Source organism: Enterovibrio norvegicus DSM 15893, assembly GCF_900115495.1.
GTDB lineage: Bacteria > Pseudomonadota > Gammaproteobacteria > Enterobacterales > Vibrionaceae > Enterovibrio > Enterovibrio norvegicus.
Genome location: NZ_FOWR01000025.1, coordinates 37,469 through 57,352 on the forward strand (window position 1 = coordinate 37,469; position 19,884 = coordinate 57,352).

Here is a 19,884-nt window from a genome sequence, read left to right on the forward strand (position 1 = left end):
GGGCGGTACTTTCCTAACGGTGGTGATGATGGCTAAAGTGTCGAGTTGTTTTGCTCGTTTGATGGCTCAGAAGATAATGTTTTATTGCGTGTAAAAGGCATGCGGAGTAGACCAAACAACCAGACCACATGTTTTTCTTCTCGCACGTAGGATAAGCCAATGGTCATGCCGTAGTGCCCCTCGTCAGGTTGAGCGCGATACGTGTTAAACAGACGATCCCAAATAGCCAGATTAAACCCAAAGTTTGAGTCCGACTCATGGCGATGAATGGAGTGATGAACGCGGTGCATGTCTGGCGTCACAACAAACCATCGCACCACCTTGTCGATTGAATGCGGCAAGGCAACGTTGCTGTGATTAAACAACGCCATACCGCTAAGAATGATTTCAAACAGGATCACGGCAACCACTGGCGCGCCGAGTAACGCAATAGCTGCCAACTTGATCAACATGGAAAGCAAAATTTCAAGGGTATGGAATCGTGCGCCAGAGGTGACGTCTAAATCTCGGTCAGCATGATGTACGGCATGCAGTCGCCATAAAAGAGGGACGGTGTGGAAAAGGCGGTGTTGGAACCAGATGATGCCATCTAACGCGACAATGCTAATTAGCACGGCAATGCCATGAGAGATCTCGAAAAAGTGAAATAAGCCGATGCCATTGGCTTGGCACCAAGCGGCAAAACCCGCCGCTGCAACGGGGAAGATGATGCGTAATGCGATCGTGTTAAATACCATCAACGAAATGTTGTTCAGCCAGCGTTTTGCTTTACTGACGGAAAGAAGACGCTTAGGAAAGAGCCACTCGAATGCCGCCATCATGATGAAGATGGAGAAAAAAGAAAACAAACGAAACACCGTTTCGTGAGATTCGATATAGCTCAGCACACTCTCTCCTTGATATAGCTTCGGGCAGCATTTGTGGCGATTTTCTTCTGTATTATCGGCTTCTGATTTAAGCGACGCCACTTCAGAGCCCTTGCCTTGAAAAAAGCCTCACAAACTGCTGTAAAAAATCATCATCAAAGGTCAGTAGACCCAATAGTCAGATTATCACATTTCAATGTGTAACATTACGGGATGGTTTCGCATGAGGTTTACTGGGTGCAGAGCAGCGATAACATCAGGATCAGAAAAAACGCTCTCATCCGGTCAAGGAGGAGAGCGTTTGGAACATCAAGTTCGGCTAGATGAAAACCTGATGTTACCGCTCAGACACGTCAATGGGAGGCTAGGACGTCTCTGGCGTTCACTGTTACTCGAACTACCACACTCGAGTAATCGTGACTTTCGCGCCCGGGTTGAGGAAGCGATGACGGTATGACAATGCTGAATCACTCAAACCATCATCCGCAGACAGCACGCCGGGATGAATGCGAATACGATCGACATCATCACGTTCCGCATTAAAGCCTTCTCCGCCGCCTGCTGGGCCGGGAATGGCAGATGCAGCTTCGTCATTGGCTTCTGTTCCTGCATCCCAAACAGGGATGTTGAATGACATGCTCTGGCCAGGTTTGATTTTCCTCAGGTTGATGCCTGTTTCAGCCACGATGGCGTCATTGGTGTTCACAAACATAGAAGCCACAGACAAGTATTGGGTGCTCTTACGCGAGACGTATACCGTGAACTCCTCTGATGCGCCCGGTGGCAATGCGCCTTCGCCAGAGAAGGTTTCTCCGACTTTTCGATTGTCTTCGTAAGCCAGTACACCACTGTTATCACCGCCTTCGGCCAATTTCTCCAACGCGACGGAAACAGGTTGGCCTGTTTCGAACAAGGTGAACTGCTTCTTGTGTGTAATCAGGGTAACGGGAGACATAGGCTGCGCGTCAGTGAGGTTTTCCACCGTCACTTTGTACTCTTTTTGCAGCGGACATCCCGCAAGGATCAGTGCCGTTAGGCCAACAAGGGATAAGCGAAACATAGTCAGCCCTCCCTTAATAAACAGTGACAGTGATCAGCGCGACAGGGTTTAACCAACGATGTGCTGTGCTGTCAAAGTCACTGATGCCACCTTGTGGATCGGTATCGCCAAGATTGCCAGGGTGGATGTGAACTTTGTCATTAGCAACGCCAGTGTCGACGCCCGTGCCGTTCGTACCGAAGGTGATAAACGGTGGGGTTGGTACGCTGCCAGCCAGCTCGTCATTGGCTTCTGTTCCTGCATCATAGCCGTTCGCTTTGATGACATAGGTACCTTTTTTCTTAGGAATCTTCCAGCTATCAACGCCGATAAATGCATCGTTAGAAGGAAGTAACATAGCAGTAATAGACAGCACATCGCCGTGCTCAGCATACAATGTGGTGCGCGTGGAATCCCCCGGATTCAAAATGCCTTCAGCAGGGTTTGCACTGATCGATGCCCCCGCATTGGCAGCAACGCTTTCAAGGCCTGAAATGTCACCACCTTCCGCCATGGCTTCAAGCTCTGACGATGCAGCTTCGCCTGAGCGGAACAGGTAAGCGTCTTTACTGTGCGTGGCGACAAGGAGAGGCGTGAAGTAGATGCCATCAGTGGCATTCGTGATACTGACTTCAATATTGGCGGCGTGGGCGGAGGCAGAAAGAGAAGCGCCAATCGCTAAGCCAAGGAGTAGTTTGTTCATGTTGAGCTCCATGCAGATGAGGTACACCCTCAGCATGGCGCGTAAAAATGGCGAGAGGGTTGCTAGATTCTTGCAAAACCCTCACAGTTTTCTCTTAGTGAACTCTCAAGCGTTTTTCTCGTCGTCCTTCCCAGTATCAAGCTCAACGTGGGTAACAACGCGATTTCGACCTTTTTCTTTCGCGAGATATAACGCGGAATCGGCCGCTTCAATGATGGTTTCAATTGATTGAAATTCGGGAAAGGTCGCGAGTCCCGCACTAAGGGTAGAGTAAAACGTTTCTGGGCCATTAGAGAACGGCGTTTTCGAAAACGTGAGTCGAAACTCATCTATCAATCGAAGCGCAATGTCAGCCGGGGTGTCGGGCAAGATGAGCGCAAACTCTTCGCCGCCATACCGAGCGCAGGTATCGGTTTTACGGAAACGGTAATTCAGTAGCCTCGCCACGCCTTTGATGACTTTGTCGCCTACAGGGTGGCCATATTTGTCATTCACCGACTTAAAGTGGTCAATATCAATCATGACAAAGCTGACTTGCGAATGATGACGTCGAGCGCGAGACAGCTCCCTGTCGAGAGCCACTTTTAGGTTGGAGTGATTGAGCAAGCCTGTCAGGCTGTCTCTGTCCATCAAGGCGCTGAGTTGACGGAAACGCTTAGCACGAATCGAGACGGCTTGAGTGAGGTGTAAATCATTAATCGGCTTTGTTAAGAAGTCATCCGCCCCGACTTGAAGTGCCTGCATCTGGGTTTTTAAATCCGTCTCACCGGAAAGGTACACGATAGGCAAATTGGTGTGAGACTTATGTTGGCGGATCACGCTGGCCGCTTCCACGCCCGAGCAGTTTGGCATGTACAAATCCATCAGTACCAAGTCAGGGCTGAACTCGCCAATTTCATCTAACAGGTGTTCAGTATCTTCTAAAATGAGCGTTTTCATGCCTGCGCCTTGCAGGATGATGGAGTAATGTTCGGCAAGCATGCGTTCATCATCCACGATCAACACGCGATATTGCGCGTTGCTGCTTTCCCAAAGGTTATCCAACACTTCGAGAATATCATCGTATTCAATGGGTTTCTGGAAGAAGGCAAATGCACCGGCTTGTGCGGCGTTCAAACGGCTGTCCCAACTTTCAGAGGAACTCAGAACCACCAAAGGGATCCCACTGGCTTTTCGCCACACATTGGTGACCTCATTAAGCAGGTCAAATTCACGCAAATCGACGATAAGGACCGAAGGGGCTTCTTTATCAAGGGCTAACTTCAGCGTGTCTGAAGAATCGAACGACACGACTTCATAATCAATAAATTGAAGCTGTTTTACCATGTCTTTGATGTCTTCAGCGTATTCTGCTACAACGTAAACCAATTGCTTGGTGCGTCCTTGCTCATGCAGCAGTGTCACTTCCCCGTAAGTCATGTCTTCAGGGCGTTTAGGTTCAATTGTACTCACATAACTCAGCGATTGAATGATGGATTCAAGATTCGCATCGCCTTTGGGGAGTGTTTGTTTTTCTAAAAACGGTCGCGTCAGGATCTCAATGTCTCGCCCTCGCTCCCCCAAATCGACGAAGCCTAACGTTGTCGCTGTTCCTGCGAGTTTATGCGCTTCTAAGATCAAGTCTTCCAGTTCTGTGAAATGGGTGTCGGCCGCTGATTGAATGGCAACCCAAAGCGCAGTGATCCTATCAATGCGCGTGGCGACACCTTTAGAGAACTTGTTTTGTTGTTCTTGGAATTTTTTTATTTGCGACGGCTTCATACATTACGCCTGTGTCATGAGTTGTTTGATTTCATCGGCAAGACCCATAGGATCAAAGGGCTTGCAGATGACGCCAATGGCACCATAACTGCGATACGCATTGATTTCCGCTGGCTGCACTTTTGCAGTCATAAAGATCACGGGCGTGGATGCAAGGTGAGGAAGTTTTCGCAAGTTCGCGAGGGTGGTTGGCCCATCCATGTCCGGCATCATCACATCAAGTAGCAAAAGATCGGGTTCTGACAGCGCGGCCTTTTCCAATGCATCGGCCCCTGACTCACAGGGTAAGATCGTAAAGCCATCGTCTTCGAGTGCCATCTCCGCAACATCTCGAATGTCCTCATCGTCTTCAACATAAAGCACGGTAACATTGTTATGCATTTAGTTGCCCTTCCTTGTGGCTTCTATTGAGTATAAGACGGACTTCATTTTTCAGCCTCTTGATACTTGATGGAGACTTATAAAATGTCGCTTTTACCTGATCAGGAAGTACTTTTTCAATATCCTCTTGCATGACAACGATGATCTCAGAGTCTTTTAATAATGGGGACTGGAGCAATTTTTCGCCGCTCCCGTCAGCGATATCGATGTTCAAGATGACAAGATCAAAAAATTGCTGATTGAGAGCGAGTTTGGCGCTGTCGAATGAAAATGCATGGGAAATATCAGCGTAAGTTGTGAGCATATCCCGCAGGGTTTCGATGCAGTGATCGTCGTCGTCGATACACAAAACCTGTTGGCGCATATCACTGATATCGAGTGCTGAGTGGCGAATCAAGCGCGTTTGGTCGCAAGGTTCTGCCGGTAAGGTGAAATAAAAGGTTGCACCTTCCCCAGGCACGGAATAGAAATTCAGTTTGCCGTGATGGCGTTCAACGATGGCCTGAGAAATACTCAAACCAAGCCCTGTTCCACCGACCCTTCGCGTGTCTGTGCTGTCTGCTTGTGAAAAGCGTTCAAAGATATGAGCATGAAATTCTGTGGGAATACCGGGGCCGTGATCCGTCACGTCGATGCGGTAATCATCTGAATGTTCATGCAGGCTTACAGACACGGTTCCTGCTGAGGGAGAGTATTTAATTGCGTTGGACAAGAGGTTTGCCATGACTTGTTGAAGTCGCATGGCGTCAGCATTGACGAAGGCATTGTCGCAATGAGATTCAAAATGCATATTCACCAGATGCTGTTTTGCAAAGCCTTCGTTGTCTTCAATGGCGCGACGTATTAAGGCATTCAGATTGATGCGGGAATAGTTGAATGTCATTTGCCCTGATTCGAATTTCTCGATGTCGAGGATATCGTTGATGAGCAAGGTGAGACGTTCGCAGTTTCTCAAGGCCATCGTCAGCATGCGATGGCTTTTTTCGGGAATTTGATCGGCAAATTTACCCAGCACCAAGCCAATCGCACCCCGAATAGATGTGAGAGGTGTACGCAATTCATGGCTAACGGTGGCGATAAATTCACTTTTTATTTGGTCGTGACGTTTGCGTTCTGTGATGTCACGAATTACCCCAGTAAATCGCTTCTCTCCTGATACAAACATTTCGCTAATTGAAAGGTCGGCGTTGAACTCAGAGCCATCTTTGCGCTTCGCGATGACTTCTCGCCCCATTCCTATGATTTTAGCGGGGCTTCCTTGAAGGTAGTTCTCGAGGTATTGGTCATGCTCTGATGCTTCTTTTTGTGGCATCAAAATATTCACGTTCTGGCCAATGACATCGCTGGCACGATAACCAAAGAGACTTTCTGCCGCAGGGTTAAAGCTGGCTATTTTTCCTTTAATGTCGATGGTGATGATGCAATCGACCACGGTATCGACAATCGCTAACAACTGGCTTTGTCCTGAGATGCGTTCCGCTTGAAGATCGAGCTTATTTGATGTGTCGAGTTTTTCCGTGGCATCGTTGAATGCGTCTGCCAGCATGGCGATTTCATCGCCTTCCTGTGAGACAGATATAGGGTATTTCCCTGATTTCACCTTTGTGGCGAGATGAGAAATGGGATCCGCCATTCGGCGTCCTAGGTTTCGCGCAATAACGATGGAAGGTACCAGTGCTAACAAACCTAAAAGACTCAGGCTGGTGAGCCAGGGTGTGATTTCATTGATTAGAAAGAGATAGGACTCTGAGTAAGTGAGCGATACGTTAAAGTCAGACAGAACTTGCTCTTTTTTGGCTTCTTTGGTGATGGTGAACTTAAAGCCTTGTCGTTCACTGTTGATGTATTTCCAGGTATCACCAATGTTGATGATAAAGGCATGTTGCGTATCTTGCAGCACACGCTGAATCAGAATGTTGGCAGGAATACGTGTGATGATTCCACCTTGAACCGTGTCGAAGTACACGATGGGTTCAACGATATAAAAAAAGCCATTACTGAACTTAATCACACCTTCTGCTGTGTTTAACGTGTCATTCACCAATGACGGTGTCAGCCAATCGGTATCATGATGGTGATGTCGAAAAAGTGTGTTCCCGGCATAATCAAACACAAGGGCATCTTCGACGGTGTTAAAGAGTGTGAGGTCATCAAGCGCATGGTGGAAGTAGGCTCTACCCCCATCAATGTCTATCAAGCTATTGATTGAGAGTTTACTGGATGCAGTCCGCGCAATGCCCCTTCGTTGAACGTTTAATTCTGCATTAAGGGCATTCAAGCCACTTTGAGCAAGATCGTCAAGGTGTGACTTGAATTGGCGTTCGATACGCATGACTTCGATAACAGTGGTTGCGCTTACGACGAAAACAAAAAACGCGACCAGCAGTTTTAAAATGGAGCGGGAAAAACGTTGTGCAATGCTGTTTTTCGTCAACATCAAGGCGCGTTCTCCATAGGTCGTGTTTTCTCATTGCTCGCTGTGTTTTTTGACGTGTTTTTACTGCCTACTGGATACAGAGCCCCGTTTTGATAGCGTGCAAATATGTAGTCAGATCGCTCTAGGGCATCCTGATTGCCGTTTGCAAACGGCTTGATATAGTTTTTCATTAGTCCGGAGTGTTTATCGATTTTTTGCATCTCGTTTCGAATGCGTGTCATGTCCACCTTGCCTGCGCGCGTTGTTGCTGTGGCAAGCATGTTCATGAGATCGTAAGCATGGGCAGTGCCGGATGGCGCGATGATTTCAGTAGGCTCTGAGGTGCTATAACGAAGGTGATAACGCTTGGCGAGGTTTGAAACGTCAGCGTCGTTGTTATCGATAAAGCTGAAGGTTTGAAGCACACGAAGATCAACGCGTTCTAACGCGACTGAGGCCTTCTGTGCAAAGTCTGATCCGGTAATCCCCCAGTGTGAAATGACGCTTGGCGGAGAGACACGTTGTGCCAGCTCAGACACAAATTTCTCGCCTTCTACAGGGTTCCCCACGTAGATCACAACGTCCGCTCCCTTCTTGGTGAGGCGGTCGACTTTCGAGGAGAAATCACGTTCACCCCAATTAAACCATTCAATATGAGAAGCCGATAAATTGCGCTTATCCAGCGCTTCGGTGAGCCCTTTATAGTTGCTGCGCCCCCACCCATTGTTGACCAACAACAAACCCACATTGTCTGAAATTTCTAATGCACCATTGAGCAAGAACTCGGCGGCATATTCATCGCGCACCGACACACGGAACACGTAGTTAGGTGATTTCGTGTTGTCGATGATTGGCGTCGCAGCAGCCCATGGGGCGAGCATCAACACTTTTTTGTGGTGAATGTAATCAAGCTGGGCGAGTACAACAGGGCTACTGATCCCACTGAATACGCCAATAAGGTTTGGCAATTCCGCAAAGGTCTCTAGGTTATCGAGACCACGAGAAGGGATCATGGAATTATCACGGGCCACCAGCGCCACTTCTTTTCCTAACAAGCCGCCTTGTGCGTTGATTTCATCAATGGCGAGCTCAATACCGCGACGAATGGAGAGGCCTGAATTGGCCGAGTTGCCGCTAAGATCTGCATCTAACGCGACCAAGATTTTTTCAGGATGTGGTTCAGCCCAGTTTTCGCGTGCTTGTAAGATCTGTTCAACCATCGCCGTACCGAGGCGTTGACGATAGCGCTCCAATAGGGGGGCGGATTCATCGTTAAGCCAGCGGGTGAGTGTTGGTGAAGCATTTGTCACCGTCGCTTTGCTTTTCAATGTTTCGAGGGCCTGTGCATTTTGCTGATTCGCCAGTTCGTATTGGTAGGTTGTTGCTTCTTTGGCGGCGGCCCTCACGGCTTTTCTGTTGGTCGGAGAAAGCGCGTTGTGTGATTTCAGGGACATCGCCACAACGAAAGACACATAGCCGTGATTCGTTATGAGCACGTTGACATTTTCGACGTTAATCCCCGCCATGTTTGCGATGGTGTCTTCTTGCCCATCAATGGCTTCTTTTTGGAACGCGTTCTCTGTGTGCCTTGCTGCGATGGGGACGGTTGCGCCACCCCAGAGTTTGAATTGTTCGCGAAGCAATGGGCTTTCCATGATTTTAAAGCGTCGTTGCTGGAAGTCTTCTGGGGCCTCGAGCGGTGATGTCGTCATGAGTTGTTTGAAGCCACCCCGCCACAATGAAAGGCCGACTAGCCCTTGAATATCCAATTTGGAGAGCAAAAGCTTTGCGGCGCTACTGTCAAAAACGCGGTCAACAGCCGCTTCATCTTCAAACAGGAAAGGCAAGTCGAACAGCTGCATGTCTGGCGCTATGTATGAAAGACGAGAGGTGGGTGTGATGGTGAAATCGAGTAACCCTTTCTGTACAGCGGCGACCATTTCTCTATCAGAAACCCGAGAACTAGATTCGACAAATCTAATTTTCACCTCGCCCTGCGTTTTTTCATCAACGAGCTCGACAAAACGTTTAGCTGCTAAATATTCTGCACTTTCTGGAGGGCTAGAAAGCGCGAGTGTCATCGCGTCATCTTCGGAGGTGTTATTTAAGATGGTCTTGGTTGAAGGGGTATTTGAGTCACAACCTAACAGACTCAAGAGTAATCCAATTGCCAAGAGATAACGCATCATACAGTTCCCCCAAAAGTGCGTTGCGGCTTCTCGTGAACGAACACGGTGAAGGCAAACGCTTTTTAATGATTTACATAGAGATTAGGAATGAGACATAAGATTCGCCAGTGAGAAAATGCATTAATGAGAGGGGTTAATAGAGCAATATTGACTATTCACATCAATCGTTGGGAAAAAACGGGTGAAGAGAAAACATCAATGTACGTCTTGATATGCCCAAGTTAAGCATCACCTTTTCATTTTCGAGCTAGGGGGCTGAGAACCCGTTTTGAGGATTATATGTGTGTATTTAGATCGCTACTGATAGTGCTGTTTCTGGTTTCTCAGATTGAAAAAGCCTTTGGGCTGCTGACCATCGTGTGGTTTTGGCCGATAAAGTAAACGTCGTCAAAGCGAACAATTTTTACATTCAAAACACCATCGATTTCCCCTTGTCACTCTGAAACACTGACTGACGAAAAATAGGCACCACTTAGCGCGGATGTAACGGGAAACGAGTGACTATCGGCGAGCGTTTGCACGATGAAAATGTATTGATGCGTTTTTTTATACGAACTGCACGGCATACCACGTTGAAAGCCGCCCGCCGAGGCGGCGTTATCATTGTTAGCCTGCCATTGTCCTTGCTATGAAAAAGACTTTTGCCAATTGAATGTTTCTGTTCACTTCAATCCCCCGATATAACAGAGTCATCGTGAATAAATGGGGAACGATTATGCTTCGACGATGCCTTCTTACTTTTGTTGTACTGCTTTGTACCATGAGCTTTTCTCTCGCGCATGCGCATGGCCCATCTCGCCTCAAAGTGAAAGAGTTCATTACGATTGACGCCCCTGCTGAAAAGGTATGGCAAACCGTTGGCGCGTTTAACTCTCTTTCATGGTTGCCACCAGTGACGAATGTGGTGATGGTAAAAGGAAAGCCCGATCAAAAAGGGGCTGTTCGCCAAGTGTTTGTGGGGGAGGCGTCCGTGATGGAGACGATAAAGGCGTTTGATAGCAGTAAAATGATGCTGAAATACAAAATCAGCAAAGACAACACTGCACTTCTCCCTGTCACCAATTATCAATCGACCATCACCGTCAAAGCGGATGGGGATAAAAGCATCGTGACATGGAAGGCCGGTTTTTACCGAGGCGACCCAAACAACAACCCGCCAGAGAACCTGAACGACGAAACAGCGATTGGTGCGATCGTTGGGTTATACAAAGCTGGCCTCGAGAATTTGAAGGTCATCATGGAGCAGTAATCACTGTCCAACCTAAACGCCAAAAGGGGCTGCTTGATTCAAGCTTGTGCCCCTTGTTATCTGCTTCAACGCACTCCGCTTGAAACAGGCATTAACTTAATTCCTGACTGCCACCACCGCTGACGGTGAGCACTTGTCCGCTCACCCAAACCGCCGCAGGCGAACACAAAAACAGCGCGGCAGACGCGATATCATCGGTTTTCCCTAATCGGCCGAGTGGCGTATGTTTGAGCATGGCTTTTTCAATGTCAGGCGTGAGCACTTTTTCGAGCGCTGCGGTGCGGATTGCCCCTGGTGCAATGGCGTTAACCCGAATGCCCATCGGCCCTAAATCAAAGGCGGTATTGCGCGTGAGGTGATTGATCGCGGCTTTGGATGACCCGTACGATGCCATGTGCGAATTTTTGTTTTCACCCGCCATAGAGCTGATGTTCAACATGGCGCCGCCGCCCGCTTTTTGCATGTCAGGCGCACATAATTGCATTAATCGAAACGGTGCAAATACGTTTAATTGATAGGCCCATTCGAAATCAGTCATCGACATATCAAATGCTTTTGGCCCACCGCCGCCTGCGTTATTGACCAGAATGGTCACTTTGCCAAAGGTTGTTATCGCACGCTCGATCAGCGCCGCACGATCAACCTCAAGGGTGACATTGCAACTGGCCGCGATAGCAAACCTGCCCGTGGCATTGATTGAGGAAGCGACTTCATTCGCCGCATCTATATTCAAATCGCTCACCACCACTGACGCGCCCGCTTCAGCGAACATTTCAGCAATACGCCGACCAATACCTGCTGCTGCGCCAGTGACAATAGCAACGTGCCCATCAAGGCTGAATTGTTGAATCGCAGACATAACAAACCCCTCTTCACAATGATGCAAAGAGGGTAGTTGTGGCAGAGCCAGCACAGCGGTTTATTGTTGATACAGTGAGGTGATCAGCGTGGGGCTTGAGGCTGGCATGACGAAGGCATAAAGAGAAGGCATACAGAAAAGGAGCAGAGCGAGCGAAAAAAAAGCCGAGCAATGAACTCGGCTTAGCATTTCATTGGGGTAGCAGTAGCAGTCAGCGATTAACGTTCTGAAACCGCTTTTACCAATGCGGCAATGCCGTCCCAGTCGCCTTTGTCCATCATGTCAGTCGGCACCATCCACGTCCCGCCACAAGCAACAACGCTTTTTAGCGCAAGATACTGATCAACGTTGGTAGGGCTCACGCCACCTGTTGGCATAAAGCTCACCGGGTAAACCGCGCTCAGTGCTTTCAGCATGTTCACGCCACCAGAAGGCTCAGCTGGGAAAAACTTCAATGTCTTCAGGCCCATTTCCATGGCTTGCTCAACCAAACTTGGGTTGTTCACACCCGGTACGATTGGCATGTTGCGCTGTTGGCAGTATTTCACGGTGGTTGGGTTGAAACCCGGGCTCACGATGAAATCCACGCCAGCATCGATCGCGATGTCGACCTGTTCCGTCGTCAGTACCGTGCCTGCACCAATCAATAGCTCAGGGTAGGCGTCACGCATAATACGAATGGATTCTGCAGCCGCTTCTGTGCGGAAAGTGACTTCAGCACACGGCAGGCCGTTTTCTACCAACACTTTTGCCAGAGGCAGAGCGTGAGCGACATCGTTAATCGCAATGACCGGTACGATTTGGATTTCTTTTAGTCGCTGTTCAATCGTTTTCATTGTTTACCTCTACAAAATGAAGCTAAGTGTTGCGACGATAATAAATGCGATAGTGACGAGTAATCTATCACGGCCCATGTTTTTAGTGTGGTTTTCTGATCAACATCGACTCGACGAGCAACCTGCAAAAAAGTGAACCGTTGAAGTGCGAAAGTGCCCCAGCAATGACGAGGCTGGTTTTGGGAAGTCAGCGAGAGGATTGGCGAGATAGACGCTTAAACAACGACGAAAAGAAAAACCGAGATAAAAACCAAAGCAGCGCAAAGCCCCACGCTTTTGATTCCAATAGACGTTCCACGAACAAGGATGCCAATAACAGGGCGAGGGTAACGAGAGAAAACCCAGCATAGTGCCATGGACTTTCATGCCGTAAGCCATTCACTTCGGAGCCGAAGTGGTAAGCGTCAGCGTTTAGTGTGAATTCAAGCAACGTAAGCAATTCAAGAGAGAGGGCAAACAATGTTATTGCTAACAGCATTGCCCTTGAAATGCGGCTTCTATGTGTATCAATGACTTCTTGATATTCCAAACTTAAAGTGATTTTATGAATAAAATCAGACACAACAGAAAGAAACTCCAGAAACCCAAAAAATTGCCCCACATAAAGAAACTCAGTTTTAATGAGTTCGATGTGGCTCTTTTTTTCAAAAATGGGTATTGAACGGAATAAAGAGTAAACCGTGCGATTATTTCATGCGGCAACATCCACGTTGAATTGGAATGAAGCTTCGCAACATTGCGAGAAAATTGTCGGTCAAGAAAGCCAATACGTTTTGAGTCTCCAAGTGAGAGCAAAACGATGATGATGATAGTTGGAATTGTCCAGATAATTAAATATCCGCCAAAGATTAACGTTAACATCATAACTGTAGGGTTAGCTGTTGGAACTACCATAAAACCTTCGAAATATCCTATCAAATAAATTAACTAGATATGACCCTGTCAACTAATCGAATTTTTATCAATTAAATTAAATTTTATAACAAGTAACATATTGAGATGCATTTATTACAGAGAGTGCCCAATAGAAAATTTTATTTGTATAATTTAACGGGGGCTGAGTTTTTATACTTTGTTGATTAACGTGATTGATATTGTGATAATTACACACCACCACCCAATGGAGGTAAACCACATAAGGGTTTTGAGTTTAAATGAAGATTTATCTGCTCTTTTAAAAATGAAGGGAAAGCTAATGCTGTATAAAAGAAAGCGATTCATTATTGTAGCGAACATTGTGTCCACCATGTTTCCTGAATTATCATAATGAACATCTAATGATTTGGATAACTTTTTGTCAATGTAGATAATGTACTTCAAGTTCCCAAATGAAACAAAAAAAACGAAAATTAAACATGGGATTGCCCATGTGTATATGTATATACATAGGAGTCCTATTATCGTGTTCATATGGCTCATTCTATCATTTTTATGGTTGGTGCATGGGTGATATTATATATATGGAAATTAGGGAAGACGTATTACATTTTCCGAAATTTTCTTTGATTTAGGCTTTTCCGATTAAAGAAAGCGTAAGTGCACCGATGCAGCTCCAAATGCCTAGAGTATTGAACCACATAAACAGCTTAAACTTCTTCGAGGATGTTTTTACTCTATGGCAAATTAAAGGATAGGCTAACCAATAGCCAAATAGTCGAGTGGCAATGTTAGAAAAAAGCATGCTTGACCAATTTTCCTGTAGCTTTTTATGATCCTTTGAAAGCCGTTCATCAATGAATGCAATACGTTTAGGGTCTCCCAATGAAACAATGGCACTCATTATTGTTCTAGGGGTGACCCAGAGGATGGCGTAAATAGAAAATACACCTGACACTACTACTTTAAGTTCTTCAATATGCATAAATGAAGTGTTCTACCCTCTAAACTATGGAATAACCCCTAATAATTTCGCTAAACCTACGAAGAGCACTGCACCCAAAAAGCTCCACATTCCTAAGCAGTTTACCCACATGAAAAATTGAAATTTTCTTGAAGGAGTTTTAGCTCTGTGCTTAATGAAAGGATAGGAAATCCAATAGCCAAACAATCTGGTGCCAATTGAGGAAGATATTTGATATTCCCACCTCAAATATCCTTTCTCGTCATAATACTTATCTAAATTTTTGGCTAGCTGTTTATCAATATAGATGATTCGCTCTATATTTCCGAGCGCAATCATCGCACTCATAATAGTTCCTGGAACAGCCCAGATAACCAAATAAACGCCGAATGCTATCCCAATAATTGTTATTGTTGCTTCGTACCATTCCATCAAAATGTCTCTACAACGTAGTCAGCTAATTCAAGGCTCTTTTCATACAAAAAGTAAATTCCATCGCCAAGAGCTTTTCCAGCAGTGGAACCAGCTATACCACCCAAGGACCCGCCGACAATAAATGCACCGACAGTGGCAACGGCAATTACAGGTGCTGACGTGATCCCAACAACGCCAATCGCCAACATTACGCTTGCAGCTGCAATATTTCCACCAACAATACCAGCGCCCCAGCCTCCTGCAAAACCAATAACTTCGCGTGTAGCTACTTTACCGCATTCTCCTGTTGCATCCACTGAGCATGCTTCATAAATGTTATTTGCTCCACTTGCAGCACTTAGAGTCAATCCCACATACCCAACGCCACGAGCCGCGGACATACCAACAGCGACATTTGCCATGCGCTTCCCGAGATTGGGAACAACTCCCTTAGAGGTGATTTCATTGGCATTATGAATGACGGATCTGGTTGATAATTTTAAGTTCTTCCTAACTTGAACATGGGTAGGTACTTTAACACTGCGTTTAGACAGTGCCGCGAAAGAACCATCCAGTTTCTTAAACAATACTGCACGTTCGGCAATAAAGGCACCATAATTTATACCGCCGACGCGGCTTGCCATTGCTACTTGAGTAACGTACACGTTATTTATTTCCGACAGAATAGAGTTAATGTTCTGTAGGTGTTTTCCAGCTCCAGAAGCCACTGCACCAACCCCCAATGAGGCATGTGCATATACATCTGATGGGAGTCCATCTTCTTTTACTGATTTCAAAGCCTCTGACGCATAGTAGTCCAAAAGCTCGAAGTGGCGGTTTACCGTTGCGAGAGCTTCATCGGAGAGTTTACCTAGCTCTATACTCGCCGCTTTGGCTTCGTCGATGAGTGCATCTAGCCGGCTCTTCTCTTCCTCGCTTTTGGGTTCAGAGGTAGGCACCACGACAATCTCGCCCTCACGAACAGGGTTGTTAAGGTGTTCGTTGTATTTCTTAATGAGTGACTGAATGTCGGCGGGGGTATCTTCAGAAAATAATGCGCGCCAGTAATCATCAAGCGGTTGGGTCTTGTCTACTTGGCAATATCCCAGATCAAACGCCAATTCTTCTGACGGTAACGTTTTCACCTTCACCACTGGCAACCCGCTTTCCACTAATCTCTCGTTGTTTATGGCTTTAAGCGAAGAACCCATGAGTAAGCGCTCTTTGTGGTCATAAACCACATTAGCAGGGGCATTGAAGGTTTGTGGCTTGTAAGGCTTTTCTGCGGCTTGTTGAGGCTGCATGGCGGCGAGCAGGGCTGGTATATCAATGGGGGCACCATGTTCAGCTAACCAATCATCATTCAGGTTATCTAACTGTTCTCGTGTGATCGCCTGATCGAGGTAGACGAGGTGCTGATCTTTAACGACTTTGCTGTCGATTTTCCAATAAAGAAGGATGGCCCCTTGGTACTTGTTCGTGCCTTGTTCGGTATTCAATTTTTCATGGGTTGAGCGAGTCGCGTAAAATGCCCAGCGATCCTCCCCCAAAATCTTGTATTCCTGAACCAGCTTGTTGTTATGGAAGTGGTAATAAAACCCTTCAGTCGGGAAGCCGAGACGTGAGCCAAGCTGAACAGTAGGAACGACAGGGATAAACGCCTCTCTGACCGCGCCTGTATCTTTCGGTTTCAGTTTGACGGGCTCTTTATTGCTGACGCCTTTCTCGGTGTTAGCCACTTTCGCAATCAGCTTTCTTGGTGCGCCGTCCGTCGCTTTTGCCGAGAAGACAGTGCCGTGTTCTGAAGGCTTGGTTTCCCAAGTGACAATGCTTGCCTCTTTCGGCGTTTTCCCCAGTGCAAATTGGCAGCCGACTTCGCTCGCCAATACTTCTTCAGAGCAAGCTACCTCAAACAAGTATTCGTAATTGACACCCGGCTTTTCGGGCCTGTCTTCAACGGGAGGCTGCGGTGTGTAAGCTGGTTCCGAGACCGCTTGAGTGTCAGAGCTGCCGCCGGAACGAGACGAAGAGCCTTTTGCCTTGGTGCGAGATACAAATGCGGTCTGTGCTTGCGGTGAAAAGCGGGACTGCGCTGCGGTATTAAACTGCCACGTTTTTTCGCCAGAGGGGGCGGAAGACAATGAGAGTGCCGGCGTGTTTGGTGCATCGCTCAGTAAGATCAACTGGCCTTCTTGAAGTTGAGCTTTAAACGTATTCAACGCCATACCTTGCGGTAATACACGTTCAAGTTCTCGCTCACCTAGCTCGGCAAATGTCCCTTCAATGTTCCCAAACTCATAGCTTGCGAGTTCAGACAGTTTTACAACACGGTACCCCACGCACTCATCCTTAAGTGTTTTCCTTTTGGGGTTAATTACCGAACAACCTCGGTTTGCACAAGTGCGCTAAATCAAAAGCAAAAGGTGGATCAGTCAGGGGCAATATCTTGCTCGAAAAGGGGAAGATGTTGTGTACATTTTGCGTCGCGTTTCTAGCTTTCAACTGCTGTAAAAACACACTTAAAACAACCCCATCACAGTGACAAACTCCGATTGTCGAGCGAGGGTTTTGGATTCCTTTGCCCAAGAAGGATTGGCATTTAACCAAGCAGACACCAAAGGCAAGGCCGTGTCGGCGGGCATGCCCGCACGGATTTTCGGGGAATACAGCAAGCGCAGCAAGGTAACGTCTAATGGCGTCAGCACACTGTTTTTAGTGTTGTCATTAAAGATGGACGGGAAGACCTCATTGGAATCATTCGGTAACCCCATGGCTTGGGTTAACTCTTCCACCACACACGCAAACAACTTTCCACGCTCGCGGGCCAAATCGACTGGAATAACAATCAGGCCGCGTCGAATTTCATTGGTGTTGCTGCTTGAAAAATGCGCCATGCAAATAGCGCCACGAAACGGGTAAGACTTATCCGCCCCCCAAAGCTCTCGGGTTTCATTCTGCCAACGGCTTTGGCGCGTAAACACCACGCGCAGGTTTGCTTGCTCAAGCGTATTCACTAACTGGACCTTATGGCCCGTTACTTTTGAAAGGTGCTCGAGGTGTACGCGCACTAAATTGGTATGAAGCTCTTTGTCGCCCACGCGATGGTCTATCCATACATTTACGGGCTGATGCCACTTGCGAACGGGGTGGTCTTTATCGTCATACTCGTTATTGAGGGCAATCAGCTCGAAGGCTTGTTCTACATAGGTATTGTTATCCCAAGCCGCCTGAGCTGGCATCACAAGCAAAGAAAAAAGCAGCCCAAAAACAAGATGTCGCATTACACACTCCGTTGTTCATTATCGCTCCAATCCTAAAGCGACTGTTGTTACAAGGTAGCGCAGATTGGAGCGGGAGGGGAAATGAGGATGCTTTGCGGAGCGTCAAACTTGCCGATGCAAATTCGGGCTAATTGTTATTTATCCCTTATCGGGGATAAAGGAGAATTTATCCCCGATAAGGGATAGCGCGTTGCTATCCCTTTAAAGCCGCTCCCCCCAACTTATTGATAAAAACCACTCAGACGAATAACGTCACGGAGATCGTTTTCTAGGTCGGCAGGGGTTTTATAGGGAAGCGTGGAAGGGCTCTGCTTGAGTAATTCAGATTCCCAGAAGATGTCGGGCAATACGCCCTCATTAATCCTTGAACCGTCTAATCGGCGAAACTCCTGTACGGGGTAACTCATATATCCAAGCTTTTCGTCATACAGGTCATAGATATGGTTGAGTGAGCGGAACTGCATCACCTGAGGTGTGCCCGACGTTTGTTTGCCTATCACTGCCGATTGAGGCGAACTTTGTATGGCTGCTGCCAACATTTCTCCGCCGGAACTTGTTTGTGCATCCGTCAGAACAATAATGTTCCCCTCGAGGACCTTGCTTGTCTCTGATGAAACCCGCTGAGTTCTGCCGAAAGCATCATAGAAACTACCGAAATCTTCATCTCCGAGAAACAGACCCGCCAAATCTGATAACTCCGACAGCGCGCCACCCGCGTTTGACCTGAGATCGAATACAACAAGCTCTGGGTGATTAGCATCTAAAAAATCGCTGGTAGCCTCCGCGATGCCATCTTGAAAATAAGCCATCCAGATATACGCGACCCGCTTTCCGTCCACGTTCAGCATGGAAAGGTCAAGGCCTTGCGTGTGGATGCCATCTTCACTGTCAGTCAAATCCACAGGCGCATCCAGTTGCAACGACACTGGAATATCATGAAAGGTAATGTTCCCACCGCGATTGCGAAGGGCATGGAGCGTGACTGTTTCGCCGCGCTTTCCTGTCAATAGACCCTGCACCTGGTTGATATGGCTGGTTCCCATTGCCGTAAACTTCCCGGCTTTCGTGACACCCACAATACAATCGAGAGGCATCAATCCCGTATCCAACGTGGATTTGGTAGTGATACTCGTGACGGAATAACACGCAGGCTGTTGTACCAAGGTTGCGCCAATATGCGGAGTGGGGGGAAGGGTCGTTTGTGCATACGCCTCCTCAGAAATATAGCGGACACCTGTGACTGACTGGGGAAGCAGGGCTTCAATAAATATCCCGATATTGGAAAAATCGACACGGTCAGACTGCGATTTGTGGTCGTCCAATTGTGCCTCGACAATGCGCAAGGTGTCTGACGGGCTGTCAGTGAACGCATTGATAGCGATGAGCTTATACGTCAGGTATGCAGCCCTTCTGTCATCTATCAAATCTCCATCGTCTACAGAGATCAGATTTAACGCATTTTTCGGTGCGTTTTTGAGGACATCAGGCCCTTTCTCCGCAAGCCAGATTTTCATCTCATCAATTGCGAGGTTTTCTTTCGCGCGGTACTCGGTATAAAAGTCTTGCGCCTCTTTGGGGGAAAGGTTTAAGGGATAAACGAACAGATCGCGATAGCGACTCTCGAACGCTTTTTTCTCCTCGTCGGTTAACACCAAACCGAGACGGTCCAGATTATAGAGAAGACGCGAAAAAGCCTGCTCAACACTTTCAGGGTTATTCACGAGGGGAGTGAGCGTATCGAGTGACGATTTGTAGTAGCGAAGAATCAGCCGTTTCACCATGGCATTCAGCGCAATGTTATTGCCCTTTTCTGCACTGGCAGGCCGCGAAGGAACATATGCTTTAGGCGCAGACTCTGTTTGAGTATTGGAACCCCCCGTTGACTGACAGCCAACAAGCAGCGAGGCGCAAATTACACCTACAACCCCAATCGGCTTAAGCACTGTTTTCCCCAGTAGCGTTTTCCCAAATAAGACCTTCATCGACACCTTCCCTGTCATCACTCGTTTGTGAACGTTAACTTATCTCGGTGCAAATTGCCGTGATCTGA

Annotated in this window: 16 protein-coding genes; 1 reads left to right on the forward strand and 15 read right to left on the reverse strand. The window is 47.4% G+C overall.

Annotated features, from left to right (window positions below; translation table 11 throughout):
- Positions 1–32: 32 nt before the first annotated feature.
- The 7 genes from BM082_RS15825 to BM082_RS15855 all read right to left on the reverse strand — a co-directional run bounded on the left by BM082_RS15825 (position 33) and on the right by BM082_RS15855 (position 9,355).
- On the reverse strand, positions 33–887 hold the full coding sequence (locus BM082_RS15825) for a sterol desaturase family protein (RefSeq protein WP_017016439.1): 855 nt from the start codon (positions 885–887) through the stop codon (positions 33–35).
- A gap of 376 nt (positions 888–1,263) precedes the next feature.
- Complete coding sequence (locus BM082_RS15830; protein WP_074927667.1) at positions 1,264–1,926, reverse strand: spondin domain-containing protein; 663 nt, start codon at positions 1,924–1,926, stop codon at positions 1,264–1,266.
- 13 nt (positions 1,927–1,939) lie between these two features.
- Positions 1,940–2,608, reverse strand: coding sequence for a spondin domain-containing protein (locus BM082_RS15835; protein ID WP_017011499.1), 669 nt, complete (start codon positions 2,606–2,608; stop codon positions 1,940–1,942).
- A 105-nt stretch (positions 2,609–2,713) separates the two neighbouring features.
- Positions 2,714–4,369 carry a diguanylate cyclase gene (locus BM082_RS15840; protein WP_017011500.1) on the reverse strand — a complete coding sequence of 552 codons (1,656 nt, stop codon included), beginning with the start codon at positions 4,367–4,369 and terminating at the stop codon, positions 2,714–2,716.
- A gap of 3 nt (positions 4,370–4,372) precedes the next feature.
- Positions 4,373–4,750, reverse strand: coding sequence for a response regulator (locus BM082_RS15845; protein ID WP_017011501.1), 378 nt, complete (start codon positions 4,748–4,750; stop codon positions 4,373–4,375).
- On the reverse strand, positions 4,743–7,187 hold the full coding sequence (locus BM082_RS15850; RefSeq protein WP_017011502.1) for an ATP-binding protein: 2,445 nt from the start codon (positions 7,185–7,187) through the stop codon (positions 4,743–4,745). Before BM082_RS15850 ends, BM082_RS15845 begins: the two co-directional genes overlap by 8 nt.
- On the reverse strand, positions 7,187–9,355 hold the full coding sequence (locus BM082_RS15855; RefSeq protein WP_244276031.1) for a DctP family TRAP transporter solute-binding subunit: 2,169 nt from the start codon (positions 9,353–9,355) through the stop codon (positions 7,187–7,189). Before BM082_RS15855 ends, BM082_RS15850 begins: the two co-directional genes overlap by 1 nt.
- A 715-nt stretch (positions 9,356–10,070) precedes the next feature.
- On the opposite strand from BM082_RS15855, the gene BM082_RS15860 reads away from it, so the two are divergent.
- Positions 10,071–10,604 (forward strand): SRPBCC family protein, encoded by a 534-nt coding sequence (locus tag BM082_RS15860; protein ID WP_017011504.1) that lies wholly within the window; start codon positions 10,071–10,073, stop codon positions 10,602–10,604.
- Positions 10,605–10,695: 91 nt separating this feature from the next.
- Here BM082_RS15860 and hdhA read toward each other — a convergent pair whose 3' ends face one another.
- The 8 genes from hdhA to BM082_RS15910 form a co-directional block, all read right to left on the reverse strand.
- Positions 10,696–11,463, reverse strand: coding sequence for a 7-alpha-hydroxysteroid dehydrogenase (hdhA, locus tag BM082_RS15865; protein WP_074927671.1), 768 nt, complete (start codon positions 11,461–11,463; stop codon positions 10,696–10,698).
- A 218-nt stretch (positions 11,464–11,681) separates the two neighbouring features.
- Positions 11,682–12,299, reverse strand: coding sequence for a bifunctional 4-hydroxy-2-oxoglutarate aldolase/2-dehydro-3-deoxy-phosphogluconate aldolase (locus BM082_RS15870; RefSeq protein ID WP_017012569.1), 618 nt, complete (start codon positions 12,297–12,299; stop codon positions 11,682–11,684).
- Positions 12,300–12,486: 187 nt separating this feature from the next.
- On the reverse strand, positions 12,487–12,861 hold the full coding sequence (locus tag BM082_RS15875; RefSeq protein ID WP_229491890.1) for a hypothetical protein: 375 nt from the start codon (positions 12,859–12,861) through the stop codon (positions 12,487–12,489).
- Positions 12,862–13,806: 945 nt separating this feature from the next.
- A complete protein-coding gene (locus BM082_RS15890; protein WP_074927677.1) occupies positions 13,807–14,160 on the reverse strand; it encodes a hypothetical protein in 354 nt (117 codons plus the stop codon).
- A gap of 24 nt (positions 14,161–14,184) precedes the next feature.
- Entirely contained in the window at positions 14,185–14,571 is a 387-nt protein-coding gene (locus BM082_RS15895; protein WP_074927679.1) for a hypothetical protein, read from the reverse strand.
- Positions 14,571–16,892: a hypothetical protein gene (locus BM082_RS15900; RefSeq protein ID WP_074927681.1), complete on the reverse strand. Its 2,322-nt coding sequence runs from the start codon at positions 16,890–16,892 to the stop codon at positions 14,571–14,573. Before BM082_RS15900 ends, BM082_RS15895 begins: the two co-directional genes overlap by 1 nt.
- Positions 16,893–17,072: 180 nt before the next feature.
- Positions 17,073–17,834: a DUF2927 domain-containing protein gene (locus BM082_RS15905; RefSeq protein WP_017012575.1), complete on the reverse strand. Its 762-nt coding sequence runs from the start codon at positions 17,832–17,834 to the stop codon at positions 17,073–17,075.
- Between the two features lie 221 nt (positions 17,835–18,055).
- Positions 18,056–19,816: a S41 family peptidase gene (locus BM082_RS15910; RefSeq protein WP_074927683.1), complete on the reverse strand. Its 1,761-nt coding sequence runs from the start codon at positions 19,814–19,816 to the stop codon at positions 18,056–18,058.
- Positions 19,817–19,884 lie beyond the last annotated feature (68 nt).